The following is a 19,037-nucleotide window of genomic DNA, read 5'->3' on the forward strand; positions in this document are numbered from 1 at the left end:
GCTCGTCCGCGCGGTCGGGTTCCCGGTCTGGCCCCCGCAGCGCCATGTCCCCTCATCCTCACCTTCTCCCGTGAACGGGAGAAGGAGCGGCCGACGTCGCGGGCGGTCAGGCCGCAGGCGCGCCTTATCCCGCCGAGAGCAGCGTCGCGTCGCCGCCGGCCGCCGCCGTGTTGATCGAGACCGTCCGCTCCTCGACCAGTCGGTCGACGTCCCAGGCGGCGCCGGAAGCGATCTCCTGCGGCGTCAGCGCATGGACCGTGACGATCGCGCCGGGCCGCCGGGCGGCGTCGGCCAGAACCGCCAGCAGCGCCTCCCGCCCGCCCTCGAAGATGAGCGCGCCGAGATCGTGGGCCTCGCGCCAGTCCGAAACAGTCTCGGTCCGGGTCCGAAGCGGCGCGGGCAGGCGCGCGGCGAGCGCCGCCACGGGGCTTGTCTCCTCCAGCACGGCGACCGAGCCGGTCGCGAGGATCGCGCCGAGCGCCACGGCCGCGCCGCGTTCGGTCTCGGTCACGGCCGCGATCCGGCCCTTGGCCTCCAGCGAATAGACGTTGCGCTCGCCGACCGGCCCGGGAAGCTTGACCGATCCGCCGAGCGGCGAGGCGAGCGCCATCGGGCGGCAGGCTTCGGCCGCGGCGGCGAACCCCTCTTGCTGCAGCCAGTCGGCGTAGGCGCGCGACGGGGCGAGCGCCTCGGCCGAGCCCGCGACCCCGCAGCCCGCGCCGCGACCGGCCGTGAACCTGCCGACCGCGAGCGGCCCGCCGGCCTTCGGCCCGGTGCCGGACAGCCGCGAGCCGCCGAAGGGCTGAACGCCCACCACCGCGCCGACGATGTTGCGGTTGACGTAGAGGTTGCCGGCCCTGACCCGGCGAACGGCCCGCGCCACGGTCTCGTCGATGCGGGTCTCGATCCCGAAGGTCAGCGCGTGGCCGCTCGCGTTCGCCTCCTCGATCACGCGGTCGAGGTCGTCGGCGCGATGGCGCGCGACATGGAGCACGGGGCCGAACACCTCCTCGGCGACGTCCGATATGGCTCCGATCTCGACGATCGCGGGCGCGAGGAAGCTTCCACGGGCGCAGCTTTCCGGAAGCGGGGCCTGCGTCACGCGAAATCCCCGGGCGCGCATCTCGACGAGATGGCGCTCGACCCGCGCCTTCGCCTCGTCGGAGATCAGCGGCCCGACGTCGCTCGAGAGCCGGTCGGGCGGGCCGACCTCGAGCTCGCGCGTCGCGCCCTTCAGCATGGCGAGGATGCAGTCGGCGACGTCGTCCTGCAGGCTGAGGATCCTGAGCGCCGAGCAGCGCTGCCCGGCGCTGTCGAACGCCGAGGCGACCGCGTCGAGCACGACCTGCTCGGCGAGCGCCGAGGAGTCCGCGATCATGACGTTGCGCCCGCCGGTCTCGGCGACGAAGGGGACCGGGCGACCCTCGCGCGTCAGGCGCCGGCTGAGCGTGTTCTCGATCGCCCGCGCCGCCTCGAGCGATCCGGTGAAGGCGACGCCCTCGACCCGCGGGTCCGCGACGAGCGCGGCCCCCACCGCGCCGTCGCCGGGCAGGAGCTGGAGAGCGTCCGCCGGGACGCCGGCGCCGTGGAGCAGCCGCACCGCCTGCGCGGCGGCGAGCGGGGTCTCCTCCGCGGGCTTGGCGACGACGGCATTGCCCGCCGCGAGCGCCGCGGCGACCTGCCCGACGAAAATTGCGAGCGGAAAGTTCCAGGGGCTGATCGCGGCCACGACGCCGAGCGGCCGGGCCGCTCCCGCCGCTTCGAGCCGCTCGGCCTCGCCGGCGTAATAGCGCAGGAAATCCTCCGCCTCGCGAACCTCCGCGCCGGCGCTTGCGAGCGTCTTGCCCGCCTCGCGCGCCATGAGGCCGACAAGCGCCTCTTTCTCTTGGGCGAGCGCGTCGGCGGCGCGGCGCAGTCGCGCGGCGCGGCGGGCGGCGGGCTCCGCCGCCCAATCCGCCGCGCCGGCCGCCACGCGGGAAAGCGCCGCCTCGACGTCGGCGGGGCCCGACCACCGGACCGCGCCGACGACGTCGCGCCGGTCGGCGGGGTTGCGGACGGAGGTCAATTCGGCCGCCTCATCCGCCCCCGAGGGGCCTGCGCGCCAGGCCGTCCGGGCGCCGTCGCGGCAGGCGCGAGCGAGCGCGCGGAGCTGGTTCTCGTCGTCGAGGTCGAGGCCGAGCGCGTTCCTGCGCGCAGGCGCGTAGAGATCGGGCGGCCGGCGGATTTTTGCGCTCGCAGCCCCAAGAGGCTGTCGGCATTGCGCGATCGCGACGGGATCGGCGATGAGCTCCTCGGCGCTCGTCTCCTCGTCCGCCACGCGGTTCACGAAGGAGGCGTTGGCGCCGTTCTCGAGGAGCCGCCGCACCAGATAGGCGAGCAGCGTATCGTGGCTTCCGACCGGGGCGTAGATGCGGCAGGGCCGCCCGAGCCCTTCCGCGGCCGCGATGTCATAGAGCGGCTCGCCCATGCCGTGGAGGCACTGGAACTCGAACGCGTCTCCGCCCGCCTCCGCCCCCATCGCCGCCGCCGCCGCCACCGTGTGGGCGTTGTGGGTCGCGAATTGCGGGAACACGAGATCGCCGGCCGACAGCAGTTTTCTGGCGCAGGCGAGGTAGCAGACGTCGGAATGAGCCTTGCGGGTGAAGACGGGAAAGTCCGAGAAGCCCTCGACCTGCGCGCGCTTGATCTCGCTGTCCCAGTAGGCGCCTTTCACGAGCCGGATCATCAGCCGCCGGCCCGAGCGGCGGGCGAGATCGACCAGCCAGTCGATGACGTCCGGGCAGCGCTTGCCGTAGGCCTGGACCACGAAGCCGAGCCCGTTCCAGCCGGCGAGGTCCGGATCGAAGGCCAGCGCTTCGAACAGGTCGAGCGAGATCTCCAGCCGGTCGGCCTCTTCGGCGTCGACGTTGAGCCCGATGTCATAGGACCTCGCGAGCGCCGCCAGCCGCGCGGCCCGCGGCAACAGCTCCGCCATGACCCTCTCGCGTTTCCGCCGCGAATAACGCGGGTGGAGCGCCGAGAGCTTGATCGAGACGCCCGGCCCCTCGACCGGCCCGCGACCCTCCGCCGCCGCGCCGATCGCGTGGATCGCATGCTCGTAGGACGCCATGTAGCGGGCCGCGTCCTCGGCCGTCGTCGCGGCTTCGCCCAGCATGTCGTAGGAATGGCGGAAGCCTCTCGCCTCGACGTCGCGGGCGTTTTCGAGCGCCTCCTCGATCGTCCGTCCGGCCACGAATTGCCGTCCCAGCAGCCGCATCGCGAGCTCCACGCCCGCGCGCACCACCGGCTCGCCGCTCAGCGCGATCAGCTTTCCGAGCGTCGCCGCAAGGCCAGTCTCGCTGTGGGTCGCGACCAGGCGGCCCGTGATCAGCAGCCCCCAGGTGGCGGCGTTCACGAACAGCGAGGGGCTGTGTCCGAGATGCCCGCGCCAGTCTTTCGCGAGGATCTTGTCGCGGATGAGCGCGTCGCGGGTGGCGTCGTCGGGCGTCCGCAGCAGCGCCTCCGCGAGGCACATCAGCGCGACGCCCTCCTCGCTCGACAGCGCGTATTCCCGCATGAGCGCCTCGACGCCGCTGGATGAACCGCGGCGGCGAAGGCCCTCGACGAGTTTTGTGGCGAGCGAGCGGGTGGCGGCCGCTTCCTCGGATGTCGGTTCAGCGAGCGGGAGCAGCGGCGCGAGGCAGTCTAGCTCCGCCCGGCGCGTCGCCGCCGTGATCGCGCGGCGAAGCGCCGACCGCTCGGGGACGGCGGCTGCGAGGTTTGCGAAGGGCGTCGGATCGCGGGTCATCGCGATCTGGAACTAGGGCGGACTCACTTGAGGCGCGACCATCTCCACCGTCATGCCCGCGCCTCAGCGCCCCGCCGCGGCCTCGCGCTCGGCTCTCTGCCTCTCGGCCTCCGCGCGCTTGGTCGCGATCGACGCGATGATGACGCCCGTGGTCACGATCGCGATCAGGATGGTGCAGACCGCGTTGATCTCGGGCTTCACGCCGAGCCGGACCGACGAATAGATCCGCATCGGCAGCGTGGTCGCACCCGGGCCCGTGGTGAACTGCGAGATCACGAGGTCGTCGATCGAGAGCGTGAAGGCGAGCATCCAGCCCGACACGATCGCCGGCAGGATGATGGGCAAAGTCACCACGAAGAACGCCTTGAAGGGCGGGCAGCCGAGGTCGAGCGCGGCTTCCTCGAGGCTGCGGTCGAACGAGATCAGCCGCGACTGCACCACGACGGCCACGAAGCACATCGAGAAGGTGACGTGGGCGATCGTCAGCGTCATGAAGCCGCGATCGAGCCCGATGGCGACGAACAGCAGCAGCATCGAGAGGCCGGTGATGACCTCGGGCATCACAAGCGGCGCGTAGACCATGCCGGAGAACAGCGTGCGGCCGCGGAACCGCCCCATGCGCACCAGCGTCACGGCGGCCAGCGTGCCGAGCACGGTGGCGAGCGTCGCGGAAATGACCCCGACCCGCACCGTCACCCAGGCGGCTTCGAGCAACTGCTCGTTGTGCCAGAGCGATACGTACCAGCGCGTCGAGAACCCGCCCCAAACGGTCACCAGCTGGCTGTCGTTGAACGAGTAGATCACCAGCAGCAGGATCGGCAGGTAGAGGAACGCGAAGCCGAACGTCAGCGCCGCGATGTTGACGGAGGAAAGGCCCCGGGTCACTTCGCGCTCCCCAGCTCTTTGGCCTGGACGTTGTTGTAGACCGCGATCGGCACGACGAGCACGAGCAGCAGCAGCACCGCGAGCGCGGAGGAGACCGGCCAGTCGCGGTTCAGGAAGAACTCGTTGTAGAGCGTCTTGCCGATCATCAGCGTCTCGGACCCGCCCAGCAGATCCGGGATCACGAACTCGCCGACCGCCGGGATGAAGACGAGGAAGCAGCCCGCGATCACGCCCGGCAGCGAGAGCGGCACGGTGATCTGCCAGAAGGATTTCCAGGGCGGCGATCCGAGGTCGCTCGCCGCCTCCAGCAGCGTGTCGTCGAGCTTTTCGAGGCTCGAATAGAGCGGCAGGATCATGAACGGCAGGTACGAGTAGACGATGCCGATATAGACCGCCGTCTCGGTGTTCATGATGTAGATCGGCTCGGAGATGATCCCGGTCCACAGCAGGAACTGGTTCATCAGCCCTTCCGGATTGAGGATGCCGATCCAGGCGTAGACGCGGATCAGCAGCGACGTCCAGAACGGCAGGATGACGAGCATCAGCAGCGTGGGCCTGAGCGTCTTGGGCGCCCGCGCCATGGCGTAGGCCATCGGGTAGGCGATCGCGAGCGCGATGAGGGTCGAGACGCCTGCGATCTCGAGGCTCGAGAGATAGGAGCGCCAGTAGAGCTCGTCGTCGAACAGCAGGCCGTAATTTTCGAAGTCGAGCCCGGCCCACCAGTCCTTCACGCCCTGCCAGCCGTTGGCGAGGTCGAGCAGCGGCTCGTAGGGCGGCTGCGCGATCGTGGTGTCGGACAGCGAAATCTTCAGGACGATGAAGAACGGCGCGAGGAAGAAGAAGGCGAGCCACAGATACGGGATCGCGATCACGAACCAGCGCTTCAGCTGACTCGATCCGACGCGTTTGGGGAGGGCGGGGGCGGTCATGGACGGGCCGCTTTCTGCCCCCTCTCCCGCAAGCGGGAGAGGGTCGGGGTGAGGGTGAGCGGCGCTGCGCTTTCCGACGGCTGACGAACCGATGTGGGTCGCGCGAGATCATCGTGACGCCCCCTCACCCTTACCCTCTCCCGCGAGCGGGAGAGGGGGACGGAAGTGGGAGCGCTCTGCATCGCCCGCCTCACGAGGTCAGCACGACGCCGGCGTCCGGCGCGAACCAGACATGGACGCGGTCGTCCCAGGCGATGGGCTTGGCTTCGGTGCGGGTCATGTTGGCGCGGCTGACGCGCACCACCTTTTCCGAGCCGTCGATCTTCACCAACACCACGGTCCAGTCGCCCATGTAAGCCAGGTCCCAGACCTCGCCCTTGAGGACGTTCTTCGCGTCTTCCGGCGGCGGCTCGATCGAGATGCGCATCTTCTCCGGCCGGACCGCGAGCTTCACCTTGGCGCCGGCGGCGGCTGACGTCTCGCTTGCGGCGAGGAAGTCGCCGCCCGGATCCTCGCCCTTGATGCGGGTCTCGCCGACGGCGGCGCTCTCGACGACGCCGTCGAAGATGTTGATGTTGCCGATGAAGTCGGCGACGTAGGCCGAGTTCGGCTGCTCGTAGATGTCGCCGGGCGTCGCGACCTGGACCAGCTTGCCGTGGTTCATCACGGCGATGCGGTCCGACACCGTCATGGCTTCCTCCTGGTCGTGGGTCACGATCAGGAAGGTGAGGCCGAGCTCCATCTGCAGGTCCATGAGCTCGAACTGCGTCTCCTCGCGCAGCTTCTTGTCGAGCGCGCCGAGCGGCTCGTCGAGCAGCAGCACCTTGGGGCGTTTGGCGAGCGAGCGGGCGAGCGCGACGCGCTGGCGCTGTCCGCCGGAGAGCTGGTGCGGCTTGCGCGACGCGAAGGGGGTGAGCTTGACGAGCTCCAGCATCTCCTCGACGCGAGACGCGATCTCGGCCTTCGGCGTGCCGTCCTGCTTGGGCCCGAAGGCGATGTTCTGCGCGACCGTCATGTGCGGGAACAGCGCGTAGGACTGGAACATCATGTTGACCGGCCGCTTGTACGGCGGGATCCCCGCGAGATCCTCGCCGCCGAGCGTGATGCGGCCCGCGGTCGGCTGCTCGAAGCCCGCGAGCATGCGCATCAGCGTGGTCTTGCCGCAGCCGGACGGTCCGAGCAGCGAGAAGAACTCGCGGGTGTGAATGTCGAGCGAGACGTCGTCGACGGCCGTGAAGGCCCCGAATTTCTTGACGACGTTCTCGAAGCGGATGAGCGGGACCGAACTCGGATCAAGCCACGGCGCGAAGGAGCGCCGGATCGGGCCGAGGGCTTTTTGAGAGCCGGTTTTGGGCGCCATTTGGGATCCGCGAGAAGGAGGGAAACGTCATCCCGGCCGCAGCGAAGCGGAGAGCCGGGATCGCCTTCAGAACGAGGCCATTTCGTCGTAGAGGTCGCGCCAGTCAGGATTGCTCGTTTCGATCAGTTCCGTCTTCCAGTCTCGCCGCCACCGCTTGATCTGCTTCTCGCGGACGATTGCGGCTTCGGCTCCCTCATGAGCCTCGAACCACACCAGCCGGTCCACATTGAATTTCTCGGTGAAGCCGCGGACGACCTTCGCCTTGTGCTGCGCGATGCGGCCGGGAAGGTCGCTCGTTACGCCGACATAGAGGGGACCGTCTTTCCGGGTCGCGAGGATGTAGACGAAGAAGCGCTTTTCCACGTCGCCTTACCCCCACCACCGTCATCCCGGACGACGGCGCAAGCCGTCGAACCGGGATCGTGTTCCGAGTAGAGCGCCCTCCCCTGAGAGCGATCCCGGCTCTCGCTGCGCTCGGCCGGGATGACGCCTTTCAGATCCGGCGCCGTTCGACGCCCTAGCCAGTCACCGCCCGCTCTTGGCCTTGGTCCAGGCGCGGGTCAGCGAGCGCTGCACCTTCGGATCCTCGATCGCCGGCACGGTGTAGAGCTTCCCGAGCACCTCGGCCGTCGGGTAGATCGAGGTGTTGTCCTTCACCGAGGCGTCCAGGAACTCCTGGGACTTCAGGTTGCCGTTGGCGTAGGACACGAAGTTCGAGGCCTTGGCCGCCACTTCCGGCTTCAGCATGTAGTTCAGGAAGATGTGCGCCTCTTCCGGGTGCGGGGCGTCGGCCGGGATCGCCATCTCGTCGAACCAGAGCTGCGCGCCCTCCTTCGGGAGCGAATATTCGACGTTGACGCCCTTGCCGGCTTCCGTCGCGCGGGTCTTGGCCTGGAAGATGTCGCCCGAATAGCCGACGGTCACGCAGATGTTCCCGTTGGCGAGCGCGTTGATGTATTCCGACGAATGGAACTTGGTGACGTAGGGCTTGAGCTTGGCGAGATGCTCGGCGGCCTTCTCGACGTTCTTCACGTTCGACCAGTCGGGCGACATGCCGAGATAGTTCAGCACCGACGGCATCAGGTCCTCGGGGCTGTCGAGGAACATCACGCCGCAGCCCTTGAGCTTCTTCAGGTTCTCCGGGTCATAGACCAGCGCCCAAGAGTCGAGCGGCGCGTCCGGGAACGCCTTCTTGACCTTGTCGACATTGTAGCCGATGCCGGTCGTGCCCCACATGTAGTTGATCGAATAGGCGTTGTCGGGATCGTATTTGGCGATCCGCTGGTAGATCTCGGGCCAGGCGTTCGACAGGTTCGGCAGCTTCGACTTGTCGAGCTTTTGGAACACGCCGGCCTTGATCTGGCGCGACAGGAAGGTGGCGGAGGGCACCACCACGTCATAGCCGGTCTTGCCGGTGAGAAGCTTGGTCTCGAGGATCTCGTTGCTGTCGAAGACGTCGTACACGACCTTGATGCCGGTCTCGGCCTCGAAGTCCTTGAGGATCTGGTCGTCGATATAGTCCGACCAGTTGTAGACCCGGACCTCCTTTGCCCCGGCCGCCGCCGTTCCGAGGACAAGGCCGACCGCCGCGACGCAGGCGCTCAGGAAACCGTTCTTCGTCATGCGCGAAATCCCTCACGCCCCCGACCCGGCGCGAGGGCGGACGGCCAGAGGCTAACGTCCGCATTTGAAACGCACAACAGCGCGGCAAGCTCATTCCCGCGGCGCCGCAAGCCCAGCGGGCGGGCGCCCCGCGGCGGGCGTCTGGGCCGGCTGCATCGGATTACCGCTTCATCGCCAGGCCGCCGCCTGCGGCCAAAGCTCGCCGGGCGGCCCCGATTGATTTGCCCCTCCGGCTCGGGCAGGCTTATGGCGCGGCCGCACAGGCCGCGCCGGCGGAATTCTCCTTCCGTCCGGGGGGCCGCTTTCGCCAGAACTCTCCCTGACCCGATCCGGGAGCGCCCTCAGCGAGCCTCGCCCGCGTTTCGACGCGCGGCCGGCCGATCGCGACGAAGCCGGCTCGGGTCGGCCGCCAGAACGCCGGCGACGCCCGGCCGAGGGCGGCGCGACGACGACATCGAGCGGAAGACATGAGCAAGAAAAAGCGGGCCGGCCTGCGCGACGCGATCGCCGATCGACGCGGCGCGACCGACGTCGAGGCGGCGCGCGAATGGGTCGACGAGCGCGGCATCGAAGAGCTCGAGTGCCTGATCCCCGACCAGGCGGGCGTCGCGCGCGGCAAGATCATGCCGGCGCAGAAGTTCTTCCAGTCGCCGACCATGAACCTGCCGTCGTCGATCTTCCACCAGACGATCTCGGGCGGCTACGCCGACGAGGACGAGCCGGGCGGCGGCGATCCGACCGACGCCGACGTCGTGCTCGAGCCCGACTGGTCGACGCTCTCGACCGTGCCCTGGGCCAACGACCCGACGGCGCAGATCATCCATGACGCCTATCACCGCGACGGCCGCCCGGTGGAGGTGAGCCCGCGCTCGCTGCTGAAGCGCGTCATCGACCTCTACGGCCACAAGGGCTGGTCGCCGATCATCGCGCCGGAGATCGAGTTCTATCTGGTGAAGCCGAACACCGATCCGGACTACCCGCTCGAGCCCCCGATCGGCCGCTCCGGGCGCCCCGAGACCGGCCGCCAGTCCTACTCGATCTCGGCCGTGAACGAGTTCGACGAGCTGTTCGAGGACATCTACTCGTTCTCCGAAGCCCAGGGGCTCGAGATCGACACGCTGATTCACGAGGAGGGCGCGGCCCAGATGGAGATCAACCTCCGTCACGGCGCCCCGCTCGAGCTCGCCGACCAGGTGTTCCTGTTCAAGCGGACGATCCGCGAGGCCGCGCTCAAGCACAAGATGTACGCGACCTTCATGGCCAAGCCGATCGCGAACCAGCCCGGCTCGGCCATGCACATCCACCAGTCGGTGAGGAACGCCAAGACTGGCGACAACATTTTCTCCGATCCGAACGGCAAGCCCACCAGCGAGTTCTTCGCCTTCCTCGCCGGCACCCAGAAGTACCTGCCGGCCGTGATGTGCGTGCTCGCGCCTTACGTGAACTCCTACCGGCGGCTGACGCGCCAGTCCTCGGCCCCGATCAACGTCCAGTGGGGCTACGACAACCGCACCACCGGCATCCGCGTGCCGCCCTCGGGCGCGGAGGCGCGTCGCGTGGAGAACCGGGTGCCGTCCTCCGACGCCAACCCCTATCTCGCGATCGCGGCGTCGCTGGCCTGCGGCTATCTCGGGATGGTCGAGGGGCTCACCCCCACCGAGCCGATCGACGGTTCGGCGCACGGTCTCGATTACGACCTGCCGCGCGGCCTCCTCGAGGCGGTCTCCGCCTTCGAGAATTGCGAGCCGCTGCAGGACGTCTTCGGCCGCACCTTCACCGCGACCTATGGCGCGATCAAGCGGGCGGAGTTCGAGACCTTCATGCGCGTGATCAGCCCGTGGGAACGAGAGTACCTGCTGCTGAACGTGTGAGGCGGTCGGAACGGGACTGCGTGCTTCGAGACGCGCGCCTTCTGGGCGCGCTCCTCAGCATGAGGAATGTTTGCGGTTCTTGGACTCCACAACGGCCCTCATGCTGAGGAGGCCCGGAGGGCCGTCTCGAAGCACGCACGTCCATCTTCATCCATGCCCCCCATCTTCCGCTTCGCCCCCTCCCCGACAGGCCATCTCCATCTCGGCCACGCCCTTTCAGCGCTCTGCGTCTGGCGCGAGGCGGAGAAGGTCGGCGGAACGGTGCTGCTGCGCATCGAGGACATCGACCCGCAGCGTTCCCGTCCGGAGCACGTCGCGGCGATCTGCGAGGATCTCGACTGGCTCGGCCTCCGCTGGGACGGCGAAATCCGCCGCCAGTCCGAGCATCTCGACGACCATCGCGCGGCGCTGGACCGGCTCGCCGCCGCGGGCCTCGTCTATCCGTGCCGGCTCACCCGGGCCGACATCGCGGCCGCGCTCGCCCGGATCGAACGCGAGACCGGCGCTCCATGGCCGCGCGACCCTGACGGCACCCCGCGCCTTCCGATCCCGGGCGCCGAGCCCAGCCCCGACGAAACGCGGAAGGCGATCCGTCTCGACATGGCGAAAGCCCTCGTCGCGCTTGGCGGCGAAACCCTGACCTGGCGGGAGTCCGGCTGCGGCCCGGCAGGCGAGACCGGCCCCGTCGTCGCCGATCCCTCGCGCTGGGGCGACGTCATCCTCGCGCGCAAGGAGACGCCGACCAGCTACCATCTCGCGGTCGTTGTCGACGACGCCCTCCAGGGCGTCACGCATGTGGTGCGCGGGCAGGACATGTTTTACGCGACCGCCGTTCATCGGTTGCTGCAGCGCCTGATCGGGCTGCCCGAACCGAGCTATCGCCATCACCGCCTCGTGTCCGACGCCGACGGCGCCAAATTAGCGAAGTCGCGCGGCTCTAAGTCGTTGCGCGAGCTCCGGGCCGACGGCTGGTCGAAAGACGACGTCATCGCGGCCGTCGACGCGCTTTTGCGGGTGGATGTCTTGAAATCGTCGGCATAGGGCGATTTCCGTACCCGAGACGTCGTCCATAGGCGTCCAAAGGGGAGGATAAGACGATGTCCGACGCCGAAAGCGCGCGCGCCACCCTCATCCAGGAAACCGCGCGGCGCGCGGGAAGCGTGGCCGACGGCCCGCCCGAGGACTTCGTCGAGGATCTGTTCGGCCGCACCGCGATGGCCGATCTCGCGCCGTTTGCGCCCGCAGGCCTCGCCGCGCTCGCGCAGGGCGCCTGGACGCATCTCTCGGGGGCCCGCGCGCCGGGCGCGCACGACATCCGCCTGTCCGACCATGATTTCGGCGGCGCCGGCGACGTCACCGTGCTCGAGATCGTCAATGACGACATGGCCTATCTGCTCGACAGCGTTCTGGCCGAGCTCGGCGAGCGCGGCCTGTCGGTCCGCCTTGTCGCGCATCCGATCCTGAGCGTTGCGCGCGACGCGGAAGGGCGGCTCTCCCGGTTCGACGGCGACGCCGACCGCGCCGGCTTCGACGCCGGCCCGCGCGAGAGCCTCATCCATCTCCACATCGACAGGCTCGACAGCGCCGAGGAACGGGCCGCGCTGGTCACGGGCCTCGACGAGGTTCTCACCGAGGTTCGTCGCGCCGCCGAGGATCTCCCGGGCATGGTGGCGGCGGTTCGCGACGCGGTCGTCTCCTTCAAGGACAATCCCCCGCCGCTCGCCGTCGAGGAGATCGCCGAGGCGGTTCAGTTCCTCGAATGGCTGACCGACGGCGACTTCATCTTCCTCGGCGCGCGCGACTACGCCCTGAAGGGCGAAGGCGACGACGACTGGCTGGAGCAGATCTCCGACACCGGTCTCGGGGCGCTGCGCGACCCCTCCGCCCGCGTGCTTCGGCGCGGGACCGAGATGGTGATCATCACGCCAGAGATCCGCGCCTTCCTTCACGAGAAGCAGCCGCTGATCGTCACCAAGGCGAGCGTGAAGTCGAAGGTGTTTCGGCGTCTCTACATGGACTATGTCGGCGTGAAGCGCTTCGACGGCGAGGGGCGGCTCGTCGGCGAGCTGCGCATCGTCGGAATGTTCACCGCCGCGGCCTTCACGCGGCCGGTGCGCTCGACCCCGCTCATTCGCCGCAAGGCGGCGCTCGTCACCGAGCGCGCGGGCTTCGATCCGAAGAGCCATTCGGGCAAGGCGCTCGCGACGGTGCTCGAGACCCATCCGCGCGACGAGCTGTTCCAGATCGACGCCGACACGCTGTTCGACACGGTGATGGAGATTCTGGCGCTCTACGAACGACCGCGGGTCAAGGCGCTCACCCGCGCCGACCGCTTCGGCCGCTTCATGTCGGCGCTCGTCTACGTGCCGCGCGAGCGGTACGATTCAGCCGTGCGCTCGCGCATCGGCGAGCATCTGGCGCATCGTTTCGGCGGCCATGTCTCGGCCTATTATCCGAGCTTTCCCGAAGGCCCTCTGGCGCGCGTCCATTTCGTGCTCGGCTTCGACGCCGGCGAGAAGGATCCGGTCGATCCGGATGCGCTCGACGTCGAGCTCGGCGCGTTGGTGCGGAGCTGGGCCGACCAGCTGAGGCTCGCCCTCGCCGAGAGCCGCTCGGGCGGCAAGGCGCGCGGGCTCGCAGGCCTCTACGGCCAGGCCTTCGGCCGGGCCTATGAGGCGCGCATGAGCGCGGCCGACGCCGTGATCGACATCGGTCATATCGAGCGCCTCAGCGGCTCCCGCGCCTTTGGAATCGACTTCTACGACCGACCCGACGAGGCGGAGCTGCGCCTGAAGGTCTTCTCCCACGGCGCGCCGATCGCGCTGTCGCGGCGCGTGCCGATGCTGGAGAACATGGGCTTCCGGGTCATCGACGAGCGCACCTACCGGGTCGACCGGGCGGGCGCCGCCCATGACAGCCGCGTCTTCATCCACGACATGACGCTCGAGCGCGCGAGCGGCGCCAAGGTCGAACTCACCAAGGATCTCGATGATCGGCTGGAGTCGCTTCTGATCGCGGTGCTGAACAGCGAGGCGGAAAGCGACGGCTACAACGCGCTCGCGCTCGAGGCCGGGCTCGGCTGGCGTGACATCGCGCTGGTGCGCGCGCTCTCGCGCTACCTGCGCCAGGCGCGGGTTCCGTATGACCAGGACTACATGTGGGCGACGCTGACCCGCCATGCGGGCCTCGCGGCCAAGCTCGTGGAGCTGTTCTACGCCCGTTTCGACCCGCGCGAAGAGGCGGCGAGGGTGGAGTCGGAAGCCGGCGTCGCGGCCGAGATCGAAGAGGGCCTCCAGGCCGTCGACAGCCTCGACGAGGACACGATCGTCCGCCGCTTCATGAATCTCGTGCGCTCCACGATCCGCACCAACTTCTTCCAGACCAGCCGCGACGGCCGCGTGAAGCAGACCTTCGCGTTCAAGCTGGAGAGCCGGAAGGTCGAAGGACTGCCCGCGCCCAAGCCGCTCTACGAGATCTTCGTCTATTCGCCGCGCGTCGAGGGCGTCCATCTGCGCTTCGGCAAGGTGGCGCGCGGCGGCCTGCGCTGGTCCGATCGCCCGCAGGACTTCCGCACCGAGGTTCTCGGCCTCGTGAAGGCCCAGCAGGTCAAGAACGCGGTCATCGTTCCCGTGGGCTCGAAGGGCGGCTTCGTGCCGAAACATCTTCCGGCCGGGCCCCGCGAGGCTTGGTTCGCGGAAGGCACGGAGGCCTACAAGATCTTCATCAACGCGCTGCTCGACGTCACCGACGACCTGAAGCGCGACGCCGTCGTCCCGCCGCTCGAGGTGGTGCGGCACGACCCGGACGATCCCTATCTCGTCGTGGCCGCCGACAAGGGCACCGCGACCTTCTCCGACACCGCCAACGCGATCTCGGAAGGCCGCAACTTCTGGCTCGGCGACGCCTTCGCGTCCGGCGGATCGGCGGGCTACGACCACAAGGGCATGGGCATCACCGCCCGCGGCGCCTGGGAGGCGGTGAAGCGCCATTTCCGCGAGATGGACGTCGACATCCAGACCACGCCCTTCACGGTGGTGGGCGTCGGCGACATGTCGGGCGACGTGTTCGGCAACGGCATGCTGCTCTCGCCCGCCATCAAGCTGGTGGCGGCCTTCGACCACCGCGACATCTTCCTCGATCCGAACCCGGATCCGGCGTCCTCGTTCGAGGAGCGCGCGCGCGTGTTCGCGCTCGGCCGGTCGAGCTGGGGCGACTATGACAAGTCCAAGATCTCGGCCGGCGGCGGCGTGTTCTCGCGCCAGCTGAAGACCATTCCGCTCTCGCCCGAGATCCGCGCGGCGCTCGGATTCGAGAAGTCGTCCGCCACCCCGCAGGAGGTGATGCGCGCGATCCTGAAGAGCCCGGCCGACCTGCTCTGGTTCGGCGGCATCGGCACCTACATCCGCGCGACGACCGAGAGCGACGAGCAGGCCGGCGACCGCTCGAACGACGCGATCCGCGTCACGGCGACGGAGCTGCGCGTGAAGGTGATCGGCGAGGGCGCCAATCTCGGCGCGACCCAGAAGGGACGCATCGAGGCCGGGCGCCACGGGGTCAAGCTCAACACCGACGCGATCGACAACTCGGCGGGCGTGAACACCTCCGACGTCGAGGTGAACATCAAGATCGCGTTCTCAGGCCCGCTTCGCGACGGCGCGCTTGCGCTCGAGGAGCGCAACGAGATCCTCGCCGCGATGACCGACGAGGTCGCCGAATTGGTGCTCGCCAACAACTACGACCAGACGCTCGCGCTGTCGCTCTCCACCGGCGGCGGCGTCGAGGAGGCGGGGTTCCAGTCGCGCCTGATGCAGACGCTCGAAGGCCGCGGCCTGCTCGACCGAGGCGTCGAGACGCTCCCAGACGACGCAACGCTCGGCGAACGCGCCCGCGCGGGCGATCCGCTGACGCGGCCCGAGGTCGCCGTCATCCTCGCCTGGGCCAAGATCGCGCTGTTCGACGATCTGCTCGAAAGCGGCGTGCCGGACGATCCCTACATGGAGCGCGACCTCGTCTCGTACTTCCCGACGCTGATGCGCGAACGCTTCGCGGGCGAGATCAAGGGCCATCGCCTTCGCCGCGAGATCGTCGCGACCAAGCTCGCCAACGCCATGATCAACCGCGGCGGCGCGGCCCTCGTCACGCGGCTCGCCGATCAGACCGGCGCGAGCGCCGACCGGATCGCGGTCGCCTATGCGGTCGCGCGCGACGCCTTCGAGTTCGACGCGCTGAATGAGGAGATCGACGCGCTCGACACGAAGATCCCGGGCAAGCTGCAGCTGGAGCTCTACGCCGGCGTGCGTGATCTCCTCATCCACCGGATCGTCTGGTTCCTGCGCAACCTCGACTTCTCGGCCGGGATCTCGGCCGCGGTCGAGCGCTTCCGTCCGGGCGTCGCGGCGATCCGCGAGGGCCTCGACGCGGCGCTCGGCGAGGACGTCGCGGCCCGTCGAGCGGCGCGCGCCGAGGAGTTTTCCAAGCACGGCGTGCCCGAAAGCCTCGCCTACAAGATGTCGGCGCTGCTCGCGATGGAGGGCGCCTGCGACGCGGTGCTGATCGGCGAGCGCACCGGCCGCCCGATCGGCGAGGCGGCCGCAACTCTGTTCGCGGTCGCCGACCATTTCGAGCTCAGCAAGGTGATTCAGGCGGCGCTGTCGGTGACGGCGGCCGACCATTACGACCGGATCGCGATGGATCGAGCGCTCGACCAGGTGGGCGTCGCGGCCAGAGCCATGGCGGTGGCGGCCCTCGCCGCCTCGCCGGGCGCGGCCGGCATGGAGGCGGTGACGGCCTGGGCGGACGCCTCGCCCGACGCCGCAAGGGTGCGCCGCGCCGTGCAGGAGATCGCGGGATCAGGTCTCACGCTCGCCCGCCTCTCGGTCGCCGCGAGCCTGCTGGCGGACCTGGCGAGGGAGACGGCCTGACGGGGGCCGGTGGTCTTCGGGACCGCTCTGAGTCATATCCTCGGCCAAGAGAACGCGAAACGCGCCTCCCTGCTCCCCTCCCCCTTGCGGGGAGGGGTCGGGGGTGGGGGTGGCTCCGGAAGAGGCGCAAAGGGTGACGCAGCTCTACGCTGATCTGCAACGATCCATCCTGAGCCACCCCCACCCTAACCCTCCCCACAAGGGGGAGGGGGACTGACATGTCGCCCCTCGGTTGCTGCCGCCGAACCACTGGAAACGACCTGACCCATTGAGCGTAGACGTCATCTCCTTCGGCTGCCGGCTGAACGCCCTAGACGGCGAGAGCGTGCGCGCGCTCGCCGGCCGGGCCGGCCGCGACGTCACGATCGTCAATTCTTGCGCGGTGACGTCCGAAGCCGTGCGGCAGGCCGGGCAGGCGGCGCGGCGCGCGGCGCGTGAACGGCCGGACGCAGAGGTCGTCGTCACCGGATGCGCAGCGCAGATCGAGCCGGCGCGCTTCGCCGCCATGCCGGAGGTGGCGCGCGTCGTCGGAAACGCCGAGAAACTGCGGCCGGAGACGTGGGCGAGAGAAGCGCCGCCTCTTGCTGTGGCGGACGTGTTCGAGGCCCGCGACGTCGCGCCGCCTCCGCCCGAGGCCGACGTGCTGCTGCCGCGGGCCTTCGTGCAGGTCCAGACCGGCTGCGACCACCGCTGCACCTTCTGCGTCATTCCCTTCGGCCGCGGCGCGGCGCGCTCGACGCCAGCGGAGATCGTGGTGGCCGAGATCCGCCGCGTCGTCGAGAAGGGCGCGGCGGAGGCCGTGCTCACGGGCGTCGACGTCACCTCATGGGGCCAGGATCTCCCCGGCGCCCCACGCTTCGGCGATCTCGTGGCTTACGTGCTGCGCGCGGTCCCGGAGCTGAAGCGGCTGCGGCTTTCTTCTCTCGACGCCGTCGAAATCGACGACGCGCTGATGCGGACGCTCGCGGAGGAGGAGCGGCTCGCGCCACATCTGCATCTCTCGCTGCAATCCGGCGACGACATGATCCTGAAGCGCATGAAGCGCCGCCATTCGCGCGCCGACGCCCTTCAATTCGTCGAGGCTGCGCGAAGAGCCCGGCCGGACGTCGCCTTCGGGGCCGACGTGATCGCGGGCTTCCCGACCGAGACCGAGGCGATGTTCGAGAACACCCGGGCGCTGCTCGACGAGGCGGGGATCGCCTACGCGCATGTGTTTCCGTTCTCCGCCCGCCCCGGAACGCCGGCCGCGCGCATGCCGCAGGTCCGCGGCGAGGTGGTGAAGGAGCGGGCCGCGCGCCTGCGCGAGACCGGCGAGGCGCTGCTCGCCCGCCATCTCGACGCCCATGTGGGCCGCACGCTCGAGGTCTTGTCCGAAGGCCGCGGCGTCGGCCGCGCCGCCGACTTCACGCATGTGCGCCTGCCCGTCGACACGCCGAAGGGCGCGACTGTCCACGTCGAGATCTCCGGCCATGACGGGCGGGCGCTCACGACCGGAACTGCGTGCTTCGAGACGCCCGCTGTCGCGGGCTCATCATGAGGAGCGGCGCCGGGATCGAAACGGATATGGACTCTTCCCCGCTCCTCATGCTGAGGAGCGGCCGCGAGGCCGCGTCTCGAAGCAAGCAGTCGGCCGATCCAATTCGAAAGTCCCGATGACCGACACGACCGAAACCGGCTGGTTCGCGCGGCTCAAGGCCGGGCTCTCCAAGACGTCGTCGCAGCTCACACGCGGCATCACCGAGCTCTTCACCAAGGAGAAGTTCGACGCCACGACGCTCGACGAACTCGAGGATCTGCTGATCCAGGCCGATCTCGGCCTCGCCACGGCCGAGCGGGTGGTCGAGGCGGTGGGCCGGGCGCGCCACACGAAGGCGCTCGACGGCGAGAGCGTCCGCCAGATCGTGGCCCAGGAGGTCGCCAAGGCGCTGGAGCCTGTGGCGCGGCCGTTCGATCCGCCGGAAAGCGCCCGTCCCGCGGTGCTGCTCGTCGTCGGGGTCAACGGCGCCGGCAAGACCACGACGATCGGCAAGATCGCCGAGACGTTCCGGACGGCCGGCCTCAAGATCGTGCTCGCGGCGGGCGACACGTTCCGCGCGGCGGCGGTGGAGCAGCTTGGCGTCTGGGCGCAGCGTTCGGGCGCGATTTTCGTCGCCAAGGAGACCGGCGCCGACGCCGCCGCGCTCGTCTATGAGGCCTGGCAGAAGGCCAAGGCCGAGGACGCCGACCTCTTGATCGTCGACACCGCCGGACGGCTGCAGAACAAGGCCGGGCTGATGGCCGAGCTCGAGAAGATCGTGCGGGTGCTGAAGAAGCTCGACCCGGAGGCGCCGCACGACAGCGTGCTGGTGCTCGACGCGACCACCGGCCAGAACGCGATCGGTCAGGTGGAGGCCTTTGGCAAGGTCGCGGGGATCACCGGCCTCGTGATGACCAAGCTCGACGGCACCGCGCGCGGCGGCATTCTGGTGGCGGTGGCCGAGCGCTTCAAGCTGCCGGTGCACTTCATCGGCGTCGGCGAGGGGCTCGACGACCTCGAGCCGTTCGACCCGGACGCCTTCGCGCGGGCGATCGTTGGATTGCCGAGGGAGTAGCGGCCTTCTTGTCCCGGACTTGATCCGGGACCCAGAGCCGAGACGGTTCAAAAGGCGGCCGCGACCGTCG

At 69.3% G+C, this 19,037-nt stretch carries 11 protein-coding genes; 5 read left to right on the forward strand and 6 right to left on the reverse strand.

Annotated elements, in window-relative coordinates:
* Positions 1 to 124: 124 nt before the first annotated feature.
* From putA to ACFOWB_RS04760, 6 genes are all read right to left on the reverse strand, one after another.
* A complete protein-coding gene (putA, locus tag ACFOWB_RS04735; protein WP_261405594.1) occupies positions 125 to 3,787 on the reverse strand; it encodes a bifunctional proline dehydrogenase/L-glutamate gamma-semialdehyde dehydrogenase PutA in 3,663 nt (1,220 codons plus the stop codon).
* Positions 3,788 to 3,850: 63 nt separating this feature from the next.
* A complete protein-coding gene (locus ACFOWB_RS04740; RefSeq protein WP_261405593.1) occupies positions 3,851 to 4,672 on the reverse strand; it encodes an ABC transporter permease in 822 nt (273 codons plus the stop codon).
* Positions 4,669 to 5,601: an ABC transporter permease gene (locus ACFOWB_RS04745; RefSeq protein ID WP_378145934.1), complete on the reverse strand. Its 933-nt coding sequence runs from the start codon at positions 5,599 to 5,601 to the stop codon at positions 4,669 to 4,671. The genes ACFOWB_RS04740 and ACFOWB_RS04745 overlap by 4 nt, the downstream gene beginning before the upstream one ends.
* Positions 5,602 to 5,791: 190 nt before the next feature.
* The gene (locus ACFOWB_RS04750; RefSeq protein WP_261405592.1) at positions 5,792 to 6,961 is read right to left on the reverse strand and encodes an ABC transporter ATP-binding protein; all 1,170 of its coding nucleotides are present in this window, start codon (positions 6,959 to 6,961) and stop codon (positions 5,792 to 5,794) included.
* A gap of 66 nt (positions 6,962 to 7,027) precedes the next feature.
* On the reverse strand, positions 7,028 to 7,324 hold the full coding sequence (locus tag ACFOWB_RS04755) for a GIY-YIG nuclease family protein (RefSeq protein WP_261405591.1): 297 nt from the start codon (positions 7,322 to 7,324) through the stop codon (positions 7,028 to 7,030).
* Between the two features lie 162 nt (positions 7,325 to 7,486).
* On the reverse strand, positions 7,487 to 8,584 hold the full coding sequence (locus ACFOWB_RS04760; RefSeq protein ID WP_378145937.1) for a polyamine ABC transporter substrate-binding protein: 1,098 nt from the start codon (positions 8,582 to 8,584) through the stop codon (positions 7,487 to 7,489).
* Between the two features lie 467 nt (positions 8,585 to 9,051).
* Here ACFOWB_RS04760 and ACFOWB_RS04765 point away from each other — a divergent pair, with 467 nt between their 5' ends.
* The 5 genes from ACFOWB_RS04765 (at position 9,052) to ftsY (ending at position 18,967) form a co-directional block, all read left to right on the forward strand.
* On the forward strand, positions 9,052 to 10,455 hold the full coding sequence (locus tag ACFOWB_RS04765) for a glutamine synthetase family protein (RefSeq protein ID WP_261405590.1): 1,404 nt from the start codon (positions 9,052 to 9,054) through the stop codon (positions 10,453 to 10,455).
* Between the two features lie 153 nt (positions 10,456 to 10,608).
* On the forward strand, positions 10,609 to 11,496 hold the full coding sequence (gene gluQRS / locus ACFOWB_RS04770) for a tRNA glutamyl-Q(34) synthetase GluQRS (RefSeq protein WP_261405589.1): 888 nt from the start codon (positions 10,609 to 10,611) through the stop codon (positions 11,494 to 11,496).
* Positions 11,497 to 11,552: 56 nt separating this feature from the next.
* On the forward strand, positions 11,553 to 16,376 hold the full coding sequence (locus tag ACFOWB_RS04775; protein WP_261405588.1) for an NAD-glutamate dehydrogenase: 4,824 nt from the start codon (positions 11,553 to 11,555) through the stop codon (positions 16,374 to 16,376).
* Positions 16,377 to 16,644: 268 nt separating this feature from the next.
* On the forward strand, positions 16,645 to 17,913 hold the full coding sequence (mtaB, locus tag ACFOWB_RS04780; protein WP_261405587.1) for a tRNA (N(6)-L-threonylcarbamoyladenosine(37)-C(2))-methylthiotransferase MtaB: 1,269 nt from the start codon (positions 16,645 to 16,647) through the stop codon (positions 17,911 to 17,913).
* A gap of 115 nt (positions 17,914 to 18,028) precedes the next feature.
* Positions 18,029 to 18,967, forward strand: a complete 939-nt coding sequence (gene ftsY / locus ACFOWB_RS04785; RefSeq protein WP_315855198.1) for a signal recognition particle-docking protein FtsY — start codon at positions 18,029 to 18,031, stop codon at positions 18,965 to 18,967.
* The last annotated feature ends 70 nt before the right edge of the window (positions 18,968 to 19,037 follow it).

The sequence above is a fragment of the Chenggangzhangella methanolivorans genome (assembly GCF_042648545.1).
In the GTDB taxonomy this organism is placed as follows: Bacteria; Pseudomonadota; Alphaproteobacteria; order Rhizobiales; family Methylopilaceae; genus Methylopila; species Methylopila methanolivorans.

Bases quoted from the DNA above. Each gene is read 5' to 3' on its own strand.
- putA (WP_261405594.1), bottom strand. From the start codon at position 3,787: ATGACCCGCGATCCGACGCCCTTCGCAAACCTCGCAGCCGCCGTCCCC.
- ACFOWB_RS04745 (WP_378145934.1), bottom strand. From the start codon at position 5,601: ATGACCGCCCCCGCCCTCCCCAAACGCGTCGGATCGAGTCAGCTGAAG.
- ACFOWB_RS04750 (WP_261405592.1), bottom strand. From the start codon at position 6,961: ATGGCGCCCAAAACCGGCTCTCAAAAAGCCCTCGGCCCGATCCGGCGC.
- ACFOWB_RS04760 (WP_378145937.1), bottom strand. From the start codon at position 8,584: ATGACGAAGAACGGTTTCCTGAGCGCCTGCGTCGCGGCGGTCGGCCTT.
- ACFOWB_RS04765 (WP_261405590.1), top strand. From the start codon at position 9,052: ATGAGCAAGAAAAAGCGGGCCGGCCTGCGCGACGCGATCGCCGATCGA.
- gluQRS (WP_261405589.1), top strand. From the start codon at position 10,609: ATGCCCCCCATCTTCCGCTTCGCCCCCTCCCCGACAGGCCATCTCCAT.
- ACFOWB_RS04775 (WP_261405588.1), top strand. From the start codon at position 11,553: ATGTCCGACGCCGAAAGCGCGCGCGCCACCCTCATCCAGGAAACCGCG.
- ftsY (WP_315855198.1), top strand. From the start codon at position 18,029: ATGACCGACACGACCGAAACCGGCTGGTTCGCGCGGCTCAAGGCCGGG.